The following is a 22616-nucleotide window of genomic DNA, read 5'->3' as shown; positions in this document are numbered from 1 at the left end:
GGGGTAAGAGCGTACAAGTGTGATCCTAGTCCCTTCCTAGCCGCGAGGTGTGGGTGGAGGCGAGCGTGGTCGTGCGGCGATTTTGTGCGCGCGTGGGCCGAGAGAAAAGAGGTGTGCGAGTGTTCGTAGACGCCGAAGCGTGGTCGCGGCGACGCGCAAGGGGCAGACCGTCGCTTTTTCGATGGGTGCAGGCAAGTTAAATGAGTGCGCTATTATTGTTGACAACGAAGGAAAAAGTAACAATGCGGGTGCGCTCGAATGAATCATTGCGTGCTCGCCGCATCGCTTGTTAGATTTAACGTGTTTCGTTCCCTCTCAAAGGAGATTCGAGTGCGTTCCCTTCGCATCCTCCCCGTCATCGGCGCAGCAGCACTGGCGCTCGCCGCCTGCACCGGCGGCTCCGCCCCCGCCGACTCCACGGCCTCACCCGAGGCGACCCGGCCCGCCGAGCCCACCGTCCTCAACGTCTACGCCGCCGCCTCGCTGACCGAGACCTTCGGCGAGCTCGAAGACATCTTCGAGGAAGCCAACCCCGGCGTCGACGTGCGCTTCAACTTCGCGGGCTCCCAGGACCTCGTCACCCAGCTCGGCGAAGGTGCGGACGTCGACGTCCTGGCCACCGCCAACGAGTCCACCATGAAGAAGGCCGCCGACGCCGCCCAGGTCGACGCGCAGACCATCTTCGTCACCAACACCCTCACCATCATCACCACACCCGGTAACCCGGCGGGCGTGACCGGCCTCGACTCATCCCTCGCCGGCGTCAAGCTGGTCGTCTGCGCGCCCGAGGTCCCCTGCGGCAAGCTCACCAAGACCCTCACCGAGAAGCTCGGCGTCACCCTCAACCCCGTCTCCGAGGAACAGGCCGTCACCGACGTGCGCGGCAAGGTCTCCTCCGGCCAGGCCGACGCCGGCATCGTCTACAAGACCGACGCCCTCGCCGAGGGTGACGCCGTCGATACCGTCGAAATTCCGGGCGCGAACGAGGCCGTCAACAAGTACCCGATCGCCCTCGTGACCGCCTCAACCAAGAAGGACCTCGGCCAGAAGTGGATCGACCTGGTCCTGTCCGCCGACGGACAGAAGATCCTCGAAGACGCCGGATTCACGCCCGCCGCGAAGTAACATCGAGGCGTGACAAAGCGCGCGACGCCCCCCGTCAGCCCCCTGCCCGTCTGGGCGGGGGGCCTCGGAGCGCTCGCCCTGTGCTTCCTGATCCTGCCCCTGGTATTCATGCTCGGGCGCGTCGACTGGGGTTCCCTGGGCTCCACGCTCTCCACCGACGAGGCCACCTCCGCCCTGGCCCTCTCCCTGCGCACGTGCCTGATCGCCCTCGGCGTCGATCTCATCCTCGGCATCCCCGCAGCGCTCGTCCTGTCCCGCTCCTGGAGGGGCGTGCGCGCCGCCCGCATCATCGTCGCCCTCCCGCTCTCCCTGCCCCCCGTCGTCGCCGGCATCGCGCTGCTCGCGGCCTTCGGCAGGCGCTCGCCCCTGGGCGCGCTCCTGAGCGGCGCCGGCCTCGACATCGCCTTCACGACAACCGCCGTCGTCATCGCGCAGGTCTTCGTCTCCCTGCCCTTCCTCATCGTCACCCTCGAGGCCGCGCTGCGCGCCCGCGAGCAGGGACTCGACGAGATGGCCTCCTCCCTGGGTGCCTCGCCCTCGCGCGTGTTCTGGCAGATCACCCTGCCCGCCGTCCTGCCGGGCCTCGGGCGCGGTGCGGCCCTCGCGCTGGCCCGCTGCCTCGGCGAGTTCGGCGCGACCCTCACCTTCGCTGGCTCCTTGCAGGGCGTCACCCGAACGATGCCCCTCCAGATCTACCTGGCCCGCGAATCCGACGCGGACCTGGCCCTCGCGCTCGGCGTCGTCCTCCTCGGCCTCGCGGTCCTCGTCGTCGCGCTCACGGAAACACCGTGGGGGCGCATCGCCTCCCTCCTGCGTTCGGCGCTCTCAGCGACGAGGCCCGGGCGCGAATCCGTGTCCCCTGCGGCGGGTGCCACCACCGACGAGGCATCCCGCGCTCGGAGGGACCACGGCCTCGTCCCCTCGCGGGAGGGGGAGACCGAGGGAACCGAGCCCGCGGGCATCCCCGTCCGCGTGTGCGGAACCGTGGCGGCGCGCGGCTGGGACGCGGACGCGACGCTTCGCCCCGGCCTCGTGACCGCCGTCGTCGGACACAACGGTGCCGGAAAATCCACCCTCGCCCAGGTCGTCGCCGGGACCCTGCGGCTCGACTCCGGGGCCGCGCGTATCGGCGAGCGAGTCGTCGACGATGCCTCGACGTTCGTGCCCGCCCGCCGACGCCGCGTCGCCATGGTCTCCCAGGCGCCCCGCATCTTCACCCACATGAGCGTGCTCGCAAACGTCGCCTTCCCGCTGCGCGTGCGCGGCGTCGGGCGCGCACAGGCCAGGGCCGTTGCCCTCCGGCACATGCGCGCCGTGGGCATCGCCGACCTCGCCCACAAGCGCGGCTCCGACCTGTCCGGCGGGCAGGCCGCGCGCGTCGCCATCGCACGTGCGCTCGTGTTCCGACCAGAGGTGCTCATCCTCGACGAACCCACCGCTGCCCTCGACGTCGAGGCCACCGCCCAGGTCTCCGCCGTGCTGCGCGAGCGCCTCGCCGGGGCGGGGATCACGGCGCTGCTCGTCTCCCACGACATCGCGGAAGTCCTGGCCCTCGCCTCCCACATGATCGTCATGGGGGAGGGGCGCATTGTCGAAGAGGGAGAACCTGCGAGCGTGCTCGCCTCGCCTGCGTCGGTGTTCGCGGCGCGCCTCGCCGGGCTCAACATCGTCACCGGGCCGGTGCTCTGGCGCTCCGGCATGGCGGGCGTCCGCGTCGGCGAGGGGACGCTGTGGGCCGCCGAGCTCTCCGGCCTCGACCTCAACGACGCCGACCGCACCGACGCGATGCGCGGTGATGGGACCGAACCGGCTGCTCCCTCCCGAGCCACCCGTGTCGCTCTCACCTTCCCGCCCGAGGCGGTGGCCCTCTCCCGCGAGGAAGCCCACGCCTCGCCGCGCTCCGTCCTGCCCGGTGTTGTCAAGGGGATAGACGTCGATGGTTCCCTCGTGTCCGTGCGCGTCGCGCTCGCGGAGGATGTCGGCGTGACCGCCCGCGTCACGGCTTCCGCATGGGCAGACCTTGGCCTCGGCGTCGGCTCGGGCCTGTGGGTGAGCGTCAAGGCCACGCAGGTCCGGGTGATCCGCATGGCGGCTCGCAGGTGAGCGCCCGCCACCGCCTGTTTGCTTGGGTTATGGCGCGGCCGGTGAGTAGCCGATGGGAGCGAGACGCGCAATCCTTCGCTCTGCCTGCTGGCAACTCCTGTGGACAGGCAGGGCAAGCCGCCCGTTGACGGGCTTTCGGCAGCCGGGCCCTAGAGGTGGTGCTGTTAACCCGTTGACATGCAGCTGGGCCCTACTAGTGGAGCGTGGGCGTGCCCGCCCAGGTGCCACCTATGGGGTTAAGGTGCGCATCGTGGGGTTAAGGTGCGCATCGAGGGGTTAACGTCCACCTATCGGGTTGAGGTGTGTGTCCAGCGATGAGGCCGGGGCGGGTCTTCCCGAGGGGTCGAATTATTGAACGGTTCATTTGTTGTAATTCTTGGTCCGGCCCTGGTGTTCACGGTCACTTTCCTCGGAACTGAAGGCGCGTCATTTTGGTGTTATTCAGCGGTTTTAATGGGTGATGATCCCTCGGAGTTGGACAGCTTTGACTCCCTGTGCAGGGTTCCCTAAGTTGTGGGGAGAACCCAGGAGGTCCCCATGACACCGCAGCGTCACCATGAGGCCACGCGCCCCTATCAGCTCGGCATCGACGTCGGCTCCACGACGGTCAAGGCCGTCGTCTTGGACGGAAACCGCCGCATGTTCTCCGACTACCGCCGTCACAACGCCGACGTGCGCGCATCCCTGGGGGCACTCCTCGCCGACGTCGAGCGCTCCCTGCCCGGCATCCGCGTCCACGCGGCCATCACCGGATCCGGCGGCCTGACGACCGCCCGCGCCATGGGCATCCCCTTCGTCCAGGAGGTCATCGCCGGCACCGAGGCCACCCAGCGCCTCCACCCCGAGGTCGACGTCGTCATCGAGCTCGGCGGCGAGGACGCCAAGCTCACCTACCTGCACCCCACCCCCGAGCAGCGCATGAACGGCACCTGCGCGGGCGGCACCGGTGCCTTCATCGACCAGATGGCCACCCTCCTGCACACCGACGCAGCCGGCCTGGGCGAGATGGCCACCCGCCACACCCAGCTCTACCCGATCGCCTCGCGCTGCGGCGTCTTCGCCAAGTCCGACATCCAGCCCCTCATCAACCAGGGTGCCGCCCACGAGGACCTCGCCGCCTCCATCTTCAACGCCGTCGCCACGCAGACCATCGCGGGCCTGGCGTGCGGGCGCCCGATCCGCGGCACCGTCATGTTCCTCGGCGGACCCCTGCACTTCCTGCCCGCCCTGCGCGAGGCCTACAAGACCCTCCTGCCCAAGGCCGACGCCTTCGTCACCCCCGACGACGCCCAGCTCTACGTCGCGATCGGCGCGGCCCTCCTCGCCGACAAGGAGGCCGCCAAGAAGGCGCGCCTCGCCGAGGAAAGCGGCGCCGCCCCCGTAGACGCGCGCGGCGACAAGCTCACGACCCTCATGGAGCGCCTCGCCGCCGCACCCGTGCAGGTCGAATCCCCGCGCATGGACCCCCTCTTCGCCTCCCCGGAGGACCGCGAGGAGTTCGTGGCCCGACACAGCCTCGAGGTCATCCCCAAGGCCAGCCTCGACGAGGCCGAGGGCCGCTGCTGGCTCGGCATCGACGCGGGCTCCACGACCATCAAGGCCGTCGTCATCGACTCCTGCGACCGCATCGTCTTCACCCACTACGCCTCCAACGAGGGCGACCCCGTCGCCGCCGCCGTCGACATCGTGCGCGCCGTACGCGGCGCCCTGCCCGAGGGCTGCGAGATCGGCCGCTCGTGCGCGACCGGCTACGGCGAAGGCCTCGTCAAGTCCGCCCTCACCATGGACGAGGGCGAAATCGAGACCATGGCCCACTACCGTGCGGCCGAGTTCATCTGCCCCGGCGTCACCTCCGTCATCGACATCGGCGGCCAGGACATGAAGTACCTGAGCATCCGCGACCACGCGGTGGACTCGATCTCCGTCAACGAGGCCTGCTCCTCGGGCTGCGGATCCTTCCTCCAGACCTTCGCGCAGACCATGGGCACCGACGTGCGTTCCTTCGCGCGAATGGCGATGGAATCCTCCTCCCCCGTGGACCTGGGCACCCGCTGCACGGTGTTCATGAACTCCTCCGTCAAGCAGGCACAGAAGGAAGGCGCGGACGTGCGCGACATCAGCGCCGGCCTGTCCTACTCCGTCGTGCGCAACGCCCTGTACAAGGTCATCAAGCTCAAGGAGCCCTCGGACCTGGGTGAGCGCGTCGTCGTCCAGGGCGGCACCTTCCTCAATGACTCGGTGCTGCGCGCCTTCGAGCTGCTCACCGGACGCCAGGTCGTGCGCCCCGACATCGCGGGCCTCATGGGCGCGTACGGTGCCGCCCTGACCGCACGCATGCACGACACCGGGGAGGGGACCTCCACCCTGGCCACGATCGAGGCCCTGGAGGGCTTCGGCGTGGAAACGACCCGCAAGACCTGCCGCCTGTGCCAAAACCACTGCCAGATGACGATCTCGACGTTCTCCAACGGCGAGCGCCACGTGTCGGGCAACCGATGCGAGCGGGGAGCGTCCCTGGAGCGCGTGCCCAAGAAATCGGACCTGCCCAACCTCTACGACTGGAAGTACAAGCGGATCTTCGGGTACCGCCGCCTCACCGAAAAGAAGGCGTTCCGCGGTGACATCGGCATCCCGCGCGTGCTCGGCATGTACGAGAACTACCCGTTCTGGTTCACGATGCTCACTGCTCTCGGCTTCCGCGTCATGATCTCTGGCCGCTCCAACCACGACCTCTTCGAGACCGGCATGGAGTCCATCCCCTCGGAGAACGTGTGCTACCCGGCCAAGCTCGTCCACGGGCACATCGAGTCCCTGCTGGACAAGGGCATCTCTACGATCTTCTACCCCTGCGTCGACTTCGAACAGAAGACCACCGAGTCCGAAAACTCCTTCAACTGCCCCATCGTGGCGACCTACCCCGAGGTCATCCGTAACAACATGGAGCGCCTGGCCGAGCCCGGCACCCGCTTCATCAGCCCCTTCGTCAACTTCGGCAACCGCGACTACCTGCCCGCCCACCTGTCCAAGACCTTCAAGCAGTACGGCTACGACATCCCCGTGGAGGAGATGAAGGCTGCCCTCGACAAGGCGTGGGAGGAAGACGCGGCCGTCAAGGCCGAAATCCGCGCGAAGGGCGTCGAAACCATCGAGTGGATGCGCTCTCACGGCGTGCGCGGCATCGTGCTCGCCGGCCGCCCCTACCACCTCGACCCCGAGATCAACCACGGCATCCCCGAAGTCATCATCGGCCTGGGCATGGCAGTCCTCACCGAAGACTCCATCGTGGACGCCCGCCTCGAACGCCCCCTGCGAGTCCTCGACCAGTGGTCCTACCACTCGCGCCTATACGAGGCCGCCGCCCGCGTCGGCGACGAGCCCGACCTCGAGATGGTCCAGCTCAACTCCTTCGGCTGCGGCGTCGACGCCATCACCGCAGACCAGGTCCAGGAGATCCTCGAAGGTCGAGGCGACGTACACACCGTCCTCAAGATTGACGAGGTCTCCAACTTGGGTGCCGCCAAGATCCGCCTGCGCTCCCTCGACGCGGCCATCGCCGAGCGCACCTCCCTCGCCTCCGTTCTCGCCGAGGCCGGGGACGGGGAGAACGGCGCGGATCGAGTGGGGCTCGCCCCCGCCTCGTCCGTGGGCCTCGTGTCGGGGTCCGTCGACACGGCCACCCTGCGCGACCCCTCCGGCGACGCCGCCCGCGAAGAGCGCGCCGGACACATCCAGGCGCGCGCCGTGTTCACCGAAGAGATGCGCGAGGCCGGCTACGAGATCCTCGCCCCCCAGATGTCCCCCATCCACTTCCGCTTCCTGACCCCGCTGTTTGCGAGCGCGGGCCTGAAGGTGCGGGTCCTGGAGCACACGAGCCGCTCCTCGATGGAGGTCGGCCTCAAGTACGTCAACAACGACTCGTGCTATCCGGCGATCGTCGTCATCGGCCAGCTCCTCGACGAGTTCATCTCCGGGCGCGCCGACCCCGACCGCACCGCGGTGGGGATCACCCAGACGGGCGGCATGTGCCGCGCCTCCAACTACGCGGCCCTCCTGCGCAAGGGGCTGCGCGACGCCGGATACCCGCAGGTGCCCGTCATCGCCCTGTCCGTCCAGGGCTTCGAGGACAATCCGGGCTTCCGGCTGGGCGCCGCCCACATCCACAAGGCCATCCAGGCCTTCGTCATCGGCGACGCCATCCAGTCGATGCTCCTGCGCGTGCGCCCCTACGAGGCCACCCCCGGCTCCGCCATGGAGCTGTACCGCACGTGGGACGCCTACGTGCAGGAGTGGATCACCTCCGGGCGCGTGGCCGCCCTGGGAGGGCGCACCTCCTACAGCAAGCTCATCCGCGAGTGCGTGCGCGCCTTCGACGCCCTGCCCCTGCGCGACATCCCCCGCAAGCCGCGCGTCGGCCTGGTCGGCGAGATCCTCGTGAAGTTCCACCCCGACGCTAACAACCACGCCGTCGACGTCATCGAAGCCGAGGGCTGCGAGGCCGAACTGCCCGGCCTCATGCAGTTCTTCCACAACTCCGTGGCCACCGCCGCGTGGGACAAGGAAAACCTGGGCATCGAGGGCAAGCAGCGCTACGTCATGCCGATCGTGCTCTGGGCGCTCAAGAAGTACGAGAAACCCGTACACCGTGCCTTCGCCTCCACGAACGGCAAGTTCGAGGAGCACCGGCCCATCGAAGAGATGATCTCCCGTTCCCAGGACATCGCGCGCCTGGGTAACCAGGCAGGCGAAGGCTGGTACCTGACCGCCGAGATGGTCGACATGATCGAACACGGCTGCCCGAACATCATCTGCGCCCAGCCCTTCGCGTGCCTGCCGAACCACGTCGTCGGCAAGGGCATGTTCCGTGCGCTGCGCACCCGATACCCCGAGGCAAACATCGTGGCCGTCGACTACGACCCTGGAGCATCCGAGGTCAACCAGCTCAACCGCATCAAACTCATGCTCGCCACCGCCCTGCAGGACCCGCAGGCGCGCGACGGCGACGTCCTGCAGCTCGTTGACGCCGAGGACACCACCTCGTGCGGCGGGCACAGCTCGGTCATGCTCGGCATGCCGACCATCCCGAGTAGGCGGGCCGCGTTCCGCTGATATTTGTCAGAAACACATGCGGGGGCGGCGCTTATTCGCTCCGCCCCCGCATGCGCGCACCCGGTGCGCACTGTTCCCGGCCTCGTTTATGGCACGGTCATGACCCCGCGTCCGATCTCAAACCCAGCCGGCGCCCAGCCCGTCCCGTACGACAGGCGCACCGACACCTCGCGCACCCCCGCGGACGGCCACTCCACCGGGAGGAAACCCGTTTCGCCGGGCGCAACATCCAGGGACGCCGCCAACTCCCAGGTCGGGTGCCCGTCCTCGAACACCCGACACAGGAACTCCAGGTCGGCCGTCGACGTAAATGTCATGTGGTTACGCACCGTCACCCCCGAATACGAGGGAGCAACAGAGACGGGGGCGTAGTGCAGTTCCTCCCCGCGCACCTCGCTGAGGTTCGGGAAGTCACCGCCCGCGTACTCGGGGCGCGTCGGGTCCAGCGCTCGGGCCGCGCGGATCTCCTCGTCAATGTCGCCCACGTTCCATGCGATGACGCTCGGGTGGGCCCGATCCCTCCGGATCGCAGCCTCGATTGCCTCCTCGCGCGCGGGGCCGGCCTCGTACAGTGTTGAGGCGCGGTCGATAATGTACAGGCCGTACAGGTCCGCCAGCTCGTAGAAGCGTGCGTGCGCGGGCCCCTGCTCGATCACAACAGTGTTCACGCCGTGGCGCTTGCACCACACGATGTCATCGAGCATGTCCTGCAGGCCAACCGCGAGTCCGCTCCGCTCGTTGCACTCGTTGCGGCGCACCCCCCGCAGCACCAGGGGGCGTCCGGCCAGGCTCACTCCCTGAGCCGTTGCCGCCAGGCCGCGGAAACCAACCTGCATGGCGACCGTGTCCTGCGTCCCCGCCTCTTCGTCGCTCAGCGTCACGACAAGCGCGTACAGGGCAGGTTCCTCCGCGCTCCACGCGAGCACGTCTAAGCTGCTTGCCTGAAGCTCATCGCCTGCGGGCGCGCTCGCGGACCAAATCTCCTCCTGCTGGCCCTCGCTTAGCAGTGCCGCGCGAGCGATCGAGTTGTTCGCCCCGTCCGAGGTCTCAATGCGCAGCCGCAAGCTCCCGTTCCTGCCGTCATGGGATACCTCTGGAATGAGGTCGACGATGTGCGCGGGCGGACGCGCCTCAAGCGACACCTCGCGGAATAGGCCGTGGCAGCACACCGGTGAATCCAGGAGAAGCGCGGTGATTGCGTGGGTGTGCGTCGGCTGCAGCGCGTCCGTCACGTCGAAGGCTGTGGGAATGAAGCCATCCGCGCAAAAACCGATGAATATCCCGTCGACCCACGCGTACAGGGGCCCTGAGAAGCCGCCGAAGGTCAGGGACATTGTCCAGCCGCGCTCGCTCGCATCCTTCAGTGGAGCGTCGAGGATGAACTCGCGGCGAAGAATCGAGGCGCGCACCCGGTCTGGGCTACCGTGCTCGTCCTGCTCCTGGGCCTGTTCGTCTCGGCGCACCCATGTTCCGTCCATCTCCAGCACGCCGGGAACGGATGTAGCCTCGAAATCACGCTGATAGGGCGCTCGCTCGATCAACTCTGCGGGAGTGCCGAACGCACCGGTGACCTGCCAGGTGCTAGACAGCAACTGGAGCGGCCTGCGCGACCTCCACGTCGAGTGCACCGTCAGGCGGTTCACCGACGCCCCTGGGTCCCGCAGCCATGCAATGTCTGGTTCCGGGATGTGCTTCATATAATAAAAGTACCATTTAATTGTTAGTCAGGAAATGGCAATTTTTTCTGAAACAAGGGTAAATGTGCCTTAACATGCGCAATATGCGCGGGTGACAAGCGGGACGGGTGCCCGCATCGTGGGATATATGGGCACGTCGATGGACAAAAATGACGATCCCCCAGGTGAACGGACAGACAAGAGAAACCCCGGCCTCGTCCGTGAATGAACTGCCTCCCGTTTCTTGGACATCGAAAGTGAAGTCCAGGGAATGGGAGGCTTTTCATGTCTGTGGATCTGCGGTTGAGGCATGATCGTTTGCTTCGGGAGCAGGCGGTGGAGATGTTTGAGAGGGGGGTTGGCTATGGTTTGACCGCCAAGAGGCTGGGTGTGTGTGCCGAGACTGTGAGAGAGTGGCAGAAGACGTACCGTGCAATTGGGAAGGATGGGCTTCTTGCCATGGGAGGACAGCAGGCCAGATACGACTATGAGACCAAGGTCGCCGCAGCGAGGGCCGTGGTTGATGGTGGGATGAGTAAGCCTGAGGCGATGGTGCGTTTCGGTATTGCGAGTGCGACACCGTTGAAGCAGTGGTGCAGGCTGTACCGTGAGGGCGGCGCGCAGGCCCTCAAGCCCAAGCCCAAGGGCAGGCCGAAGGGGTCGGTGGGGGCGGTGCCACCAACGCGTGAGGAGGAACTCGCCGCGCGTGTGCGTAAGCTTGAGGCGCAGGTGGCATACCTAAAAAAATCGATTGCCCTGAAGGCGCAGAGGCGCTCCGAAACCGGGACAAAGCCCTAGCGGTCGCCGAGCTTTCAGGGCATGGACACGCGGTGCGTGATCTCCTTGAGGTGGCAGGCCTTTCCAGGTCGAGCTACTACTACGCGCTGGCTCACCCCCAGCAGCCAACCAGAGCGCAGCTACGTCCCAAGGTTGCCCAGATCTTTTCACGAACCCCCAACGGGTGCGGTCACAGGCAGGTAGCCATGTGCCTGCGCGCTGAGGAAGGAGAGCGCATCGCCGACAAGACGGTCTTGAAGATGATGCGCGAGATGGGGCTGCGCTGCGGCATACGCCGCGAGAGGGCCTACCACAGGTACAACTCCTACAAGGGGCCCGTGGGGCAAAGCTTTGAGAACATCATCGGCCGCGACTTCACGGCGACCGGCCCCTGGCAGAAAATGGGTACCGACGTCACCGAGTTCAAGCTCTCCTTCGGTAAGGCCTACCTCGCTCCGGTCTACGACTTTGCCAGCAAAGAGATCGTCGCCCACTCCATCTCGATGTGCCCCAACCTCGCCCAGCAACAAGAGATGCTCCAAATACTCATGGAAGCCAAACCCGCAGGGGTCGAGCCGATCTTGCACTCGGACATGGGATGGCAATACCAGCACGAGACCTACATCAGCACACTCGCCGATAACGGTTTCATCCAGAGTATGTCACGCAAAGGCAACTGCATCGACAACGGCGCCACTGAGCAGGTCTTCGGACACCTCAAGGACGAGTTCTTTCGCGGCCAAGACTGGCAGACCTTCGAGAGCTTCAAAGCCGACCTCGACACCTACATCACGCACTGGAATACAACACGACGCCAAGTAAAGCTCAAGGGCCTGACCCCGGCAGAATACCGGGATCAGGCCCTACAGGAAGCCGCATAACGGCTACCATTAAACGCGTCCAAGTTTCGGGGCGCAGTTCAGAATGAAGGAACGAGGCCGGGGTCGGAGAGGCGAAGCTCCTCGCGCCTACTTCGTGGCGGACTCTCGATCCGAGTCGCGCGTGATCTTACGCGCGAAGCCGTAGAGCAGCCACGTTGCGCCCGCGAAGAACGCGATGCCCAGCACGTTTGCAAAAGGTGTGAAGCCATCGCCGATGAACGGCAGCGCCAGCGGTGACTCCGAGCCCGTCGCGCCCGCGATGCCCGCGTAGACGACGCCGAACAGGGACTCGCCGACAATCAGGCCGGTCGCCGCTAGCGTGCCGAAACGCTTCGCGCGCTCCGCGTCCGCCTGCTTGGAGGCCCACCTGTTGTACAGGAAACCGATCAGGCCGCCGATCGGGATCAGAACCGTGAGCGAGGCCGGCAGGTAGATGCCCATGCCGACAGCCAGCGGAGGCAGGGCCAGCTTGCCCTTCGTGGCGGGGCGCAGGACCTCGTCAATGATGATGACGACGATGCCGATCACCGCGCCGATGCCCAGGAGCTTCCAGTCGATGCCGCCGCCGAGCACACCCTTCGCGAGAGAGGAGATCAGCGAGGCCTGCGGGGCCGCCAGCGCGTCAGGACCTGCGCCCGGCGCACCCTGGAAACCGAAGGAATTCTGCATCAGCTGCAGGACCGGGGGAATGATCAGCGCGCCGAAGACGACGCCGATGACCAGGGCGACCTGCTGCTTCCACGGGGTCGCGCCCACCAGCTGGCCGGTCTTGAGGTCCTGCAGGTTATCGTTCGCGATCGTCGCGATACAGAAGACGATCGCCGAGGTGAACAGGGTGTAGGCGATGAGCGCCGTGTTCTCTTCCATGCTCGAACCGCGGCCGTGTACCGCCAGGATGACGACTGCTGTGACGACGACGACCAGCAGGCCGACGCCCGACACGGGCGAGTTTGACGAGCCGATCAGGCCCGCCATGTAACCGCAGACCGCCGCGACCAGCAGACCCGCGAGCAGAATGAACAGGACCGAGATGGCGATCAGCACGGCCGTGTTGTGTTCGATCTGCGTGCCGCGGATGAACCACCACAGAAGGCCCGAGATCGGGATCATCGCCACGAAGATGGACACGATGACCCACTTGCCGGGAATGTCCTGCTCGGTGCGTTCGATCTGCGCGCCCGATTCCTTCGCGCCGCGCGAAGCGCGCAGCGACTCAGACATGCCGCGCACGATCGGGCCCATGATCTTGATGAGCGTCCAGATGGCAGCGACGGCCATGACGCCCGCGCCAATGAAGCGCACGTCCGACTTGAAAACCGTCGACAGGGCCGACGTCAGGTCCTCCGCGCCGTCCAGCTGGCCGTTCGCGTACAGAGGCAGAAGGACGCCGTAGGAGGTGACCATGCCGATCAGCATTGCGATGCCCACCGTCATGCCGACCAGGTGGCCCACGCCGATCAGGGCGAGAGACAGGGAAGTGGAGATCATCGTGCCCGTCGAGCCGATCTTGAAGGCGGTGCCGACCTCGGAGGCCGTCACCTTCATGTAGCCCAGCAGCGCCATGACGGCCGAGGCCAGGGCACCCCAGGTGATGGCCAGCAGGCCTCGCTGGTTGTCCTCTCCCGCATCCTGTGCGTCGCCGACCTTGAGGATCTCGGCACCCGCCACGCCCTCGGGGTAGGGCAGGTCTGAGCCGGTCACGAGCGCTCGGCGCAGCGGGATGGAGTACATGACGCCCAGCGAACCGCCGACCGCGCACACGAACATGGTCTCCCAGTAGGGGAAGCCGTTCCACCAGCCGACGATCACGAGGCCGGGGAGGACGAAGATGACTGCCGACAGTGTGCCGGCCGCCGAGGCGATGGTCTGGATGATGTTGTTTTCCTGGACGGTGTGGTCTCCCCAGAAGCGCAGGACCGCCATCGAGATGACGGCCGCCGGGATCGACGTTGCAAACGTCAGGCCGACCTTCAGGCCCAGGTAGACGTTCGCGGCCGTGAACAGTAGCGTAATGATGCCGCCGATAACGATGCCGCGCAGGGTGAGTTCTTTGAGCGACGCTTGCTTCGTCGGGTGTGGCGCAGACACGAAAAGTCCTTTCGCTGCCCTGAATAGTTACCCTGCCAGCGTAGTGCATTTGTTCTCGTCCGTTCATGGCAGGAGGGAACTTAATGTCGTTTTCAATCGTGCTGAAGAGGCCGTGATCGGTGGGTCTGTGGTGGGTCTGTGGTGGGGCTGTGGTGGGTCTGCGAACGAAGCGGGCGGGTGTGGGGTGGGTGTGCTGTGGGTGTTTGAATGAAGCGGGCGGGTGTGGCCCTGCTCCCAGGCTGTCCGGTCGATTTGCGCGCGCAGGGGGAGGGTGTAGTAGAGTATTTGGGTAAGGTAGCGTGTCCGAGCGGCCGAAGGTGCAGCACTCGAAATGCTGTGTGGTGTCACAGCCACCCTGGGTTCAAATCCCAGCGCTACCGCCACTGCCGCCCGGCCCCAGTGGGGCCGGGCGGTTTGTTATGCCTACGCGGTGTGCGTGGGTGGTTCGTGGTCTCTGGGTGCCGTGGTGTGCGCGGATAGGTTATTGCGTGACGGATAGGTTATCTGGATGCGGATAGCTTATTAGCCTATCCGCGTGGCGATAACCTATCCGCATCGTCACAACCCATCCGCGAAGGCGTGGGCTTGGCCCGTGTGGTGGTCGGTGAGTGGCTTGTGTTGGGGTTGCAGTACGCGGAGCCCCTCCGGGCATATGCGCCTTGTCGGATTTGTGAGTGTCGGTCTGGTGTGCCCCGGTCTGGTGTGCCCGGGGCTCATGTGCGTTGGGCTGGTGTGCGTGGGGATGCTTGAGTGTCGGTCTGATGCGCATCGGGTTGCTGAGGTTGCGTGGTGGACGGATGTGCGTGGGGTTGCGTGAGTGTGGGGCTGATGGGCGCGCGATCCCGCGACGCGGCTGAACGGTTGGGCTGTCGCTGCTGCTGCGGCGGCGACGCGCCTGAATCCTGCTGTCCTTCCGCTCCCTCGGTTCCGGCTGCCCCCTCGGTTCCGGCTGCCCCCTCGGTTCCGGCCGCCCCCTCGCTTCCGGCCGCTCGCTCGGTTCCGGCTGCCCCCTGGGTGGTGTCGGCAGGAACGTGAGAGAGGCGGGATCCCGAAGGAGCCCGCCTCTCGTTGCGTGCGGTGGCCGCGATACCGGCGCCGGAGCGTCAGTGCCCAAGCCTCAGCTCAGTCAGTAACGGCCTCGTCCGCGGTTGCGTCGGTGACGACGCTCAGTTCTTCCACCAGCCCTTGACGGTGTCAACGGCATGAGAGCTCAGGTCGGCCAGCGCGGAGTGTGCGTTGACCAGGCCGGAGGACAGGCGGGCGGCCTGGAAGCGAGAGGTGACGTTCTCCCAGTTCACCAGGTTCCACCAGGCCTTGACGTAGTCCGCCTTGACGTTGAGGTAATCCAGGTAGAAAGCGTGCTCCCACATGTCGATCATGAGCAGCGGCACGGTCGCGACCGGGATGTTGCCCTGCTGGTCGGTCATCTGGTAGGTCACCAGGCGCTTGCCGACGGTGTCCCACGCGAGGACCGCCCAGCCGGAGCCCTGCAGGCCCAGGGCAGCGGCGGCGAACTGAGCCTGGAAGGACTCGAACGAGCCGAAGAACTCGTCGATCGCGGCACCGAGTTCGCCCTCGGGGCGCGAGGCACCCTCACCGGTCATGTTGGTCCAGAAGATGGAGTGGTTGGTGTGACCGCCCAGGTTGAAGGACAGGTTCTTCTCCCACAGGTTGATGGCGGCGAAATCGCCGGACTCACGGGCGGCGGCCAGCTTCTCGAGGGCGGCGTTAGCGCCGGCCACGTAGTTGGCGTGGTGCTTGGAGTGGTGCAGCTCCATGATGCGGCCGGAGATGTGGGGCTCGAGAGCGGCGTAGTCGTAGGGGAGTTCGGGCAGAGTGTAGACGGTCATGATGCTCCTCCTGGGCGTCGTTGTCATATTCCGTTGACTCTAAGGGTAGTACTTAAGTCCCGGCTTGCGTAGGGGTTATGAGTCACCTTTCACGCAACGCGATCAACGACGAAGCCGGGGCGGCTCCTCGCGCGCCAGCCCCGGCCTCGTACACAAGGAATAATCAGTCCCGCCCGCGCACCTTGCGACCGAGCATCGAAATGCCGACGACGATCCACGCGATGACGGCACCCAGGACGATGCCGAAGATGCCGGACAGGAGGGTCTCGACGAGCCACGTCACGAAGGAACCCGCAGCGGACACCGCGTGCTCAGCGGTCTCGAGAAGGTGGTGGAAGACGGGGACGCCGACCTCGGCGAGGTTTTCGATGACGAGGTGGCCGCCGACCCACAGCATCGCGACCGTGCCGACGATGCCGATGACGTTGAAGACGTGGGGCATGACGCGCACGATCGTGCGGCCCAGGTTGTCGACGGGCCCGGGGCGGTTGTCCTCGGGCCTGACGGCATCCTTGGCCAGGTGGAGGCCGAAGTCGTCCGCCTTCACGAGGAGGGCGACGAGGCCGTACACGAAGAACGTCATGAAGAACGCGACCGCGACGAGGACGGCGACGCGCATGATGCCGGTCTCGTTGGATAGGCCCGCCAGGGACACAAGCATGATTTCGGCACTGAGGATCAGGTCCGTGCGGGTCGCGGAGGAAACGATGCCACGTTCGAGTTCTTCGGCCGTGGATGCGCCCGTCTCATCGTGCTCCGCGTGGTCTCCGGGCAGCCAGCCGAGCTTCTCGAGGACCTTCTCGCCGCCCTCGAAACACAGGTACGCGCCGCCCACGATCAGCAGGAACGGCAGGACGCGCGGGGCGAACCACGTCAGCACGAGCGCAATCGGCAGGATGATGAAGAGCTTGTTGATGAGGGAGCCGCGCGCGATCTTACCGATGATCGGAAGCTCGCGTGCCGGGCTCAGGCCCGACACGTACTGGGGTGTGACCGCGGTGTCATCGATGACGACGCCCACCGCCTTCGAGGAGGCCTTGACGGCGCCTGCCGCGACGTCGTCGATCGACGAGGCCGTGACCTTCGCAAGGGTCGCGATATCGTCGAGCAGTGCGACAAGTCCTCCGGACATGGGTTTCCTCCTATGGGCCTCGCGTGAGGTGCCTCGTTGGGTACCCGCGCATTGTACGCGCGGGGATAGGCTTGGGGCATGACGACTTCCGTACCCGTTCCCGCCCTCGACCGCGATCTGATCGGGCGACTGCGCGCCGACGTGATCGGCTCGATGTGGACCGTTGAGAATCTGCAGGCCCTGATCAGCGAGGGCGCGCTGTCCGCCCTCATGCGCGACTCGCGCCTGCCCGCCCTCGTCGAGCTCGCGGGCGCGACCGAACCCGCCGCGGTCCTCACGCGCTTCTTCATCCTGGGCCTGCCCGAGCGCGCCTCGACGCTGGATGAGGCCCTCCCGACGCTGGGCGCTCGCGGCCTGGAGTCCCTCGGCCTCGCGGCTGTCATCGACGAGGCCGAGGCCGCCTCCGCTCTCGTCATACCCCGCGCGGCTGGCGCGCCCAAGCGCGAGCCCAGGGAGGAGACGGACGGGGAGGAGACCTCGCCCCACAAGGCGGCGAGCCTGCCGACGATGCGCGACCCCGACGAGGCGGCCCTCGAGCCTGAGGCCGACGCAAACCCGTGGATGCGTGCCCTCTTCGACCTGCGCCCCCACGCCGCCACCCTGCCAAGCGGCGACCACGAGTGGTGGATCGCCTCGGACTTGGCGGAAGTCCAGACGGGCAGGCCGCTGTCGGACGACCACGTGCTCGGCATCGGCGGCGCGACCCTGACGCTGCTGGAGATGACGGTGCGCGATCGGGTCGATTCGGCCCTCGACGTGGGCTGCGGATGCGGCATCCAGGCCCTCTACCTAGCCACTCATGCCAGCCGCGTCGTCGCCACCGACCTGTCGGCGCGGGCGTGTGCGCTCACCCAGTTCAACGCGGCCCTCAATGAGACCGTCATCGACGTGCGTGAGGGCTCGCTCTTCGAACCCGTCGAGGGCGAAACCTTCGACCTGATTGTCAGTAACCCTCCCTTCGTCATCACCCCGGACACGGTGCGCGGCGCGGCCGGACTGCTCGAGTACCGCGACGGCGGCATGGACCGTGACAACCTGATCCGCGCGGTCCTGCGCGAGGCGCCTTCCTGCATGGCCCCGGGCGGAACCCTGCAGATGCTCGCCAACTGGGAGATTCCCGCCGACCGGAACCCCGACACGCAGTGGTCCTGGCGCGTCGATCAGTGGCTTGAAGGCCTGCCGGTGGACGCGTGGGTCGTCCAGCGCGACGTGCTCGACCCCGCGCGCTACGTCGACATGTGGATCCGTGACTCGGGCGGCCAGCTCATGGCGCGCGCCGACTACGAGCGCGCCTTCACCTCGTGGCTGGCGGACTTTCGCCGCGCGGGCACGGGCGCGATCGGCATGGGTTTCGTCGCGCTGCGCAGGATCGACGAGGCCGAGGAGGCCTCGGGCGGAAAACGCGCCTACGACCTGTCCCTCGATGGGCACGCCCCGCGCGGGCGCGACGTGGCCTGGGCGCTGACCTCCCTGCGCGCCCCGGATCTGTGGAACACGGCGCTCACGCGCGCCTCCGACGTGCGCGAGGAGCGCCACTACGTGCCCGGCAGCCCCGACCCGGAGCTGCTGATCCTCCACCAGGGCGCAGGGCTGGGGCGTTCCGTGCCGGTCTCCTCTGCTGTGTCTGCGGTCGTGGGTGCCTCCGACGGGGAGCTGACGGTCGGGCAGATCGTGGCGGCGGTCGCGATGCTCACGGAGACAGATGCCGACGACGTGCGCGCCGAGGCCGAGGAACCCCTGCGCGACCTGATCCGCTGGGGATTCCTGACGTTCTGAGCGTTGTTGTGTGCGCGGGCACCGCGGCCGCAGGGGCAGTCGCGGCGCTTGGCGTAAGAGCATTGTTGCTTGTCTGGCGGGGCGCGATCGGTCCGGGCCTCGTGCGTGCCTACTGGCCGTAGTGGAAGCGGCAGGCAACGATTTCGACCGTATCTTCGGTGATGCGATAAACCAATCTGTTACGTCCGTCGATCCGGCGCGACCAGAAGCCGGTGTATTCGTAGCGAAGAGGCTCAGGCTTGCCGATCCCCTCGTTCCCGTTGCGCTGGATATCCGCAACGAGAGCGTTGATGCGCTTGAGAGTCTTGCGATCCTCGAACTGCCACCAGACATAGTCGTTCCAGGCGTGTGGGGTCCACAAGACTTTGAGCATCGTTAGTTCTCCTCATCAGGGATGTCGATGAGATCGTGCTCTTCGAGGTTGCCATGTCGCAGCTGTGCAATCGATTCGCGCAGGTGACGGGCGTTCGCTGGGGACTGCATGAGATAGACGGTCTCCATGAGGGACTCGTACTCATCGAGGGCGATGATGACGGCGCTCTCGTGACCCTGTCGGGTGATGACGATTTCCTCGCGGTCGTTGACGACCTGGTCGAGGACCTCGGCGTAGCGTGCGCGCGACTCGGTGTAGGTCATGGTCTTCATGGGTGCTCCTCTGCTCGCCTATGTACAGAACATTGTACATGAGGTGAGGGCGTGTGTCGCCAGTGGGCTGGTGATGTGCCAGGGTGTCGCTACTGGACGATCGGATTGCCGCCGATGGACATGGGGGTGCGGGTGCGGGGGCTGCCCTCAGCGCCCTCACCTCCCGCCGATTCGATGGATGCGGCCCCACCATCGGGTGATCAGCCATTCGTCGTGAGTGGAGACAAGCAGCGTTCCTGTCCACCGCCGCAGGGCCTCTTCGAGGGACTCCACGGCGTCCAGATCCAGGTAGTTGGTCGGCTCATCGATCACGAGGATACGGGGGTTGGCGCGTGCTGCCCACGCCAACTGTGCCCTGCGTTGGTTGCCTGCTGAAAGTTGGCCGAGTGGCCTGTTCCAGGCTTCTGGGGGCACGAATCCTTTTCCGGCCACCCCGATGCCCAGGTGCCACGCGTCACCGGGAACGAGGGGGTCGCCCGGTCGGGGGAGAGCCTGGGGAACAAGGACGATCCCAGGGACGGCGTTGATGCTTCCGTGCGCCCCGCTGGGGGCTCCGCGCGCGATCCACTCGAGCAGGGTGGTCTTGCCCGACCCGTTACGGCCCGTGACCAAGAGGTGCTCCCCATCGCGCATCTCGAAAGACACCGGTGCTAGGCGTCCCTCCACCGACGCGTCATCGACAGACAGCGTGATGACCTTTGCGGGCGGGCGAGTCTGCGTTTTGTTCGTGGTGGTCGTGCCGGATGAGGGAAAGGAAAACGCCGCTTCGCAGTAACGAGGCTTGGGCACTTCGCGGGCGGCAAGAAGCGTCAGTCTGCGGGAGTCGTCGGTGATGCGCCTCGTCGATACAGTCTGGGCGCGGTCCGCGTAGTACTTCTGTGCCATCCGCGTCTCGGTGCGGGGCTTGAAGCGTGCGTGCCCCACCACCGCCGAGTCTCGCCGGTGGGATTCGAGTCGGCGTTTCATGCCCTGCTGCTCCGCGTGGATCGCTTGGTGTCGCGCGCGTGCGGCGGCCTTGTCGTGCAGGTAGTCCGAGTAGGATCCGCTCACCTTGTAGGCGCCGAAGTCTGCGGGCTGTCCCTCGGAGATCGCCACCGCCCACCACGGCGTCGGGTCCAGGTCGAGCAGTGCCGTTGCCGTGCTTTCAATGAACGCTCGGTCGTGGCTGGTCATGAGCACGGGTCCCGGCCAGTCGTCGATAGCGCGCGTCAGGTACTCTCGTCCATCGGCGTCCAGATGATTCGTTGGTTCGTCCAGGATGAGGGCCTCCGGTCGTTCGACGAGGGTGAGGGCCAGACGTAGACGAGCCCGCTGTCCCGGCGAGAGAGATGCGAGGGGACGGGTCCGGTCGAGGCCTCCCAGGTCGACGGTTGCCAGAGTGTGCTCAAGGCGCGCGTCGATGTTCCACACGTCCCGTGCGTTCATCGCTGCCAGGACAAGGTCGTACTCCGCCTCGTCGCGCGGCGCGGAGCCTCGGGTGAGTCGCTCGGTGAGTGATTCAAAGCGTGCCGCCAGCCTGCGCGTCCCGCGCATGGTTGCGTCAATGAACTGTGCGACGGTGGGGGCCTGCCGCTCCGCCGCGAGCGGAGAAACGGAGGGCGGCGGCGAACCCTGTGACGATTGCGTGGCACCCGCGTGATGATCCGGCGGGGACAACTCAGGCGGAAAAGGAAACGGTGCGGTGACCGTCCCGGAGTCCGGCTGAAGGGTCCCCGAAGCGAGGCCGAGCAACGTCGACTTCCCGATCCCATTGGGGCCAACGACGACGAGGCGCTCGGAGGGGCCGCACGTGAAAGAGACGTTGCTCAGAACATGACGCGCGCCATAGGAAAAGAAGACGCGGGAAAAGACAATCGTGGACATAACACACCTGGGGGAGGAGGGACGAGGGGCGCTATGTCAGGAGTCCATGGGCCCATTGTACCGGGAATGGCGGCGGCAGAAAGTGTTTCGCTCGGAATTATGGGCGCTTTGCTGGGTAGCCATGTGCGACGAACGGCTGATCGCCGAATGATATGGGCATGTAAGAGGACGCCCGGATAACAATCTCCCCCGCGGGTAACAGAGTCGGGACCCGCGGGGGAGGACGCGGGGAAACTGGGCCGGAGCCTAGGACAGGATCACCAAAGCAGTCGCCACCGGGGCGGTGAGGACCGCGGCACCCAGCACAGCTGCCTTGATGTACGGGAAGGCAACAAAGAGAGCAATGATGCCGAGAACGATGACGGCCATGAGGATGAGGTTCGCGCGCTGGCGCTTGTACTGCTCCGGTGTCAGCTCCGACTTGCTGCGCACCAGGGGTGTCTCCCCGTGAACGGAACCCGTGTTGCCGCCGGGCTTCGCGCCCTCGTTCTCGGTCGGGAACTGCTGATCGGACATGGTGATCTCCTGTGAGTCGATGGTGTGTCAGTTGACGATCGGCTTGCCGCCGACGGACATGGGGGCGCGGGTACGCGACTGCGCGTCGAGGTCCTTCTCCCACGCCGACGCTGAAAGCCATGCCGAGGGTTGCAGCAGACGCAGCGCACCCATCTCGCGCAGCGCATCGAGCATTACGAAACGGGGTGTCGGGTAGGGGGCGTCCCAGGGGATCGCAGTCCATAAGCCATTCGCGCCGATCAGGAACTCCCCGCGGTTGCGGTCGTGCAGGTCGTTGGCTGCGCTCTGCGCGTCTCCCTCGGCGGCCCACAGCCAGCGGGTGATGCGGAAGGCCTCCCATGTCTCGTCCCACGAGGAATAGGAGTGCTGCAGTGCCCGGTTGATGACCGCGAGAGTATCCAACGCCTCGTCCTGGCTCAGCCAGCCCTGCCCCGCTCCGGCACGCGTCAGATTCGCCGCACGCAAAAAGTCCCACGCGGCGAAATCCAGGGTGTGGATGCCGCGGTCGTTGTCCAGGAAACGGCGGATACGCCAGCGGCTCTCCCAGTCCTCCATGGAGGAATCTGCGGTCTTGCTCAGGCGCGCAATCTCGGACTCCGCCCACGACTTCTTCTGACAGCGTTCGCGCAGCAACGCGAAATCCTCGCGATGCCCCGCGCGCAGGAGCGAATAGATCTGACGGATCAGACTCTCGCGGTCGGTGATGCCCCAGTCCCGCTCCAGCATGGTCTTCGCGGCCGCCGGGGCCGATAGCGTCAGCTGGTTAACCGGGTCGCCGTTGCACAGCGCGTAGACCATGGACGGGGCCAGCAGGCGCGCCTGCGGGTCGGTGGCCATCGCTTCGCGCTTACCGCGCAGCGTCGGGGTGTGGTGCTCGTTGAGCTTGTTCCACTCGCCCTCCTGCCCCGCCTTGCGCACATCGCGCGGCGCGGGAACAGCGCCCTTTGACCGGTTGATCGCCTGCTTGACATAGTAATTGAGGAAATACACGACGACGCACCCGATGCAGAACCAAACGGGGAACGGGATATCGGACAGGAAACTCGCAACCACGCCCCCGATTCTGCCCGATGAAGTG

At 66.3% G+C, this 22616-nt stretch carries 15 protein-coding genes and 1 tRNA gene; 7 read left to right on the top strand and 9 right to left on the bottom strand.

The annotated features are described in order from the left end of the window. Positions 1 to 330: 330 nt before the first annotated feature. The 3 genes from modA (at position 331) to RDV55_RS03865 (ending at position 8334) form a co-directional block, all read left to right on the top strand. Positions 331 to 1125: a molybdate ABC transporter substrate-binding protein gene (gene modA, locus RDV55_RS03875; RefSeq protein WP_309188007.1), complete on the top strand. Its 795-nt coding sequence runs from the start codon at positions 331 to 333 to the stop codon at positions 1123 to 1125. 9 nt (positions 1126 to 1134) lie between these two features. Beyond that, positions 1135 to 3228: an ABC transporter permease gene (locus RDV55_RS03870; protein ID WP_111824429.1), complete on the top strand. Its 2094-nt coding sequence runs from the start codon at positions 1135 to 1137 to the stop codon at positions 3226 to 3228. A gap of 537 nt (positions 3229 to 3765) precedes the next feature. Then, a complete protein-coding gene (locus RDV55_RS03865; protein ID WP_111824430.1) occupies positions 3766 to 8334 on the top strand; it encodes an acyl-CoA dehydratase activase-related protein in 4569 nt (1522 codons plus the stop codon). An 86-nt stretch (positions 8335 to 8420) separates the two neighbouring features. On the opposite strand, the gene RDV55_RS03860 is transcribed toward RDV55_RS03865, so the two are convergent. Further along, positions 8421 to 10031: a glycoside hydrolase family 2 TIM barrel-domain containing protein gene (locus RDV55_RS03860; RefSeq protein ID WP_111824431.1), complete on the bottom strand. Its 1611-nt coding sequence runs from the start codon at positions 10029 to 10031 to the stop codon at positions 8421 to 8423. 264 nt (positions 10032 to 10295) lie between these two features. Here RDV55_RS03860 and RDV55_RS03855 point away from each other — a divergent pair, with 264 nt between their 5' ends. Continuing rightward, positions 10296 to 10808, top strand: a complete 513-nt coding sequence (locus RDV55_RS03855; protein ID WP_111822736.1) for a helix-turn-helix domain-containing protein — start codon at positions 10296 to 10298, stop codon at positions 10806 to 10808. Next, positions 10757 to 11668: an IS3 family transposase gene (locus RDV55_RS03850; RefSeq protein WP_111822737.1), complete on the top strand. Its 912-nt coding sequence runs from the start codon at positions 10757 to 10759 to the stop codon at positions 11666 to 11668. Before RDV55_RS03855 ends, RDV55_RS03850 begins: the two co-directional genes overlap by 52 nt. Positions 11669 to 11755: 87 nt before the next feature. Here RDV55_RS03850 and RDV55_RS03845 read toward each other — a convergent pair whose 3' ends face one another. Beyond that, entirely contained in the window at positions 11756 to 13756 is a 2001-nt protein-coding gene (locus RDV55_RS03845) for an OPT family oligopeptide transporter (protein WP_111824432.1), read from the bottom strand. 293 nt (positions 13757 to 14049) lie between these two features. Between RDV55_RS03845 and RDV55_RS03840 the strand changes: the two genes are divergently transcribed. Further along, positions 14050 to 14139 (top strand) — tRNA-Ser (locus RDV55_RS03840). A 783-nt stretch (positions 14140 to 14922) separates the two neighbouring features. Here RDV55_RS03840 and RDV55_RS03835 read toward each other — a convergent pair. Continuing rightward, positions 14923 to 15606, bottom strand: a complete 684-nt coding sequence (locus RDV55_RS03835; RefSeq protein ID WP_111824434.1) for a superoxide dismutase — start codon at positions 15604 to 15606, stop codon at positions 14923 to 14925. Positions 15607 to 15769: 163 nt separating this feature from the next. Continuing rightward, on the bottom strand, positions 15770 to 16738 hold the full coding sequence (locus RDV55_RS03830) for a DUF808 domain-containing protein (protein WP_111824435.1): 969 nt from the start codon (positions 16736 to 16738) through the stop codon (positions 15770 to 15772). Positions 16739 to 16816: 78 nt separating this feature from the next. On the opposite strand from RDV55_RS03830, the gene RDV55_RS03825 reads away from it, so the two are divergent. Continuing rightward, on the top strand, positions 16817 to 18514 hold the full coding sequence (locus RDV55_RS03825) for a methyltransferase (RefSeq protein ID WP_111824436.1): 1698 nt from the start codon (positions 16817 to 16819) through the stop codon (positions 18512 to 18514). 109 nt (positions 18515 to 18623) lie between these two features. On the opposite strand, the gene RDV55_RS03820 is transcribed toward RDV55_RS03825, so the two are convergent. The 5 genes from RDV55_RS03820 to RDV55_RS03800 all read right to left on the bottom strand — a co-directional run bounded on the left by RDV55_RS03820 (position 18624) and on the right by RDV55_RS03800 (position 22591). After that, on the bottom strand, positions 18624 to 18887 hold the full coding sequence (locus RDV55_RS03820) for a Txe/YoeB family addiction module toxin (RefSeq protein ID WP_048673063.1): 264 nt from the start codon (positions 18885 to 18887) through the stop codon (positions 18624 to 18626). Positions 18888 to 18889: 2 nt separating this feature from the next. After that, complete coding sequence (locus RDV55_RS03815; RefSeq protein ID WP_111824437.1) at positions 18890 to 19159, bottom strand: type II toxin-antitoxin system Phd/YefM family antitoxin; 270 nt, start codon at positions 19157 to 19159, stop codon at positions 18890 to 18892. Positions 19160 to 19315: 156 nt separating this feature from the next. Then, on the bottom strand, positions 19316 to 21022 hold the full coding sequence (locus tag RDV55_RS03810) for an ATP-binding cassette domain-containing protein (RefSeq protein ID WP_111824438.1): 1707 nt from the start codon (positions 21020 to 21022) through the stop codon (positions 19316 to 19318). A 246-nt stretch (positions 21023 to 21268) separates the two neighbouring features. Continuing rightward, entirely contained in the window at positions 21269 to 21538 is a 270-nt protein-coding gene (locus RDV55_RS03805) for a transporter (protein WP_111824439.1), read from the bottom strand. 27 nt (positions 21539 to 21565) lie between these two features. Then, complete coding sequence (locus RDV55_RS03800; protein ID WP_111824440.1) at positions 21566 to 22591, bottom strand: DUF1266 domain-containing protein; 1026 nt, start codon at positions 22589 to 22591, stop codon at positions 21566 to 21568. Positions 22592 to 22616 lie beyond the last annotated feature (25 nt).

The organism is Schaalia odontolytica, assembly GCF_031191545.1.
Classification (GTDB): domain Bacteria; phylum Actinomycetota; class Actinomycetes; order Actinomycetales; family Actinomycetaceae; genus Pauljensenia; species Pauljensenia odontolytica.
Note: the sequence above shows the minus strand (reverse complement) of the source record. Positions and strands in the feature narration are given on the sequence as shown.

Excerpts from the sequence above, each read along its gene's own strand:
- RDV55_RS03865 (WP_111824430.1), top strand. The coding sequence starts at position 3,766 with ATGACACCGCAGCGTCACCATGAGGCCACGCGCCCCTATCAGCTCGGC.
- RDV55_RS03860 (WP_111824431.1), bottom strand. The coding sequence starts at position 10,031 with ATGAAGCACATCCCGGAACCAGACATTGCATGGCTGCGGGACCCAGGG.
- RDV55_RS03855 (WP_111822736.1), top strand. The coding sequence starts at position 10,296 with ATGTCTGTGGATCTGCGGTTGAGGCATGATCGTTTGCTTCGGGAGCAG.
- RDV55_RS03835 (WP_111824434.1), bottom strand. The coding sequence starts at position 15,606 with ATGACCGTCTACACTCTGCCCGAACTCCCCTACGACTACGCCGCTCTC.
- RDV55_RS03830 (WP_111824435.1), bottom strand. The coding sequence starts at position 16,738 with ATGTCCGGAGGACTTGTCGCACTGCTCGACGATATCGCGACCCTTGCG.
- RDV55_RS03825 (WP_111824436.1), top strand. The coding sequence starts at position 16,817 with ATGACGACTTCCGTACCCGTTCCCGCCCTCGACCGCGATCTGATCGGG.
- RDV55_RS03820 (WP_048673063.1), bottom strand. The coding sequence starts at position 18,887 with ATGCTCAAAGTCTTGTGGACCCCACACGCCTGGAACGACTATGTCTGG.
- RDV55_RS03815 (WP_111824437.1), bottom strand. The coding sequence starts at position 19,159 with ATGAAGACCATGACCTACACCGAGTCGCGCGCACGCTACGCCGAGGTC.
- RDV55_RS03810 (WP_111824438.1), bottom strand. The coding sequence starts at position 21,022 with ATGTCCACGATTGTCTTTTCCCGCGTCTTCTTTTCCTATGGCGCGCGT.
- RDV55_RS03805 (WP_111824439.1), bottom strand. The coding sequence starts at position 21,538 with ATGTCCGATCAGCAGTTCCCGACCGAGAACGAGGGCGCGAAGCCCGGC.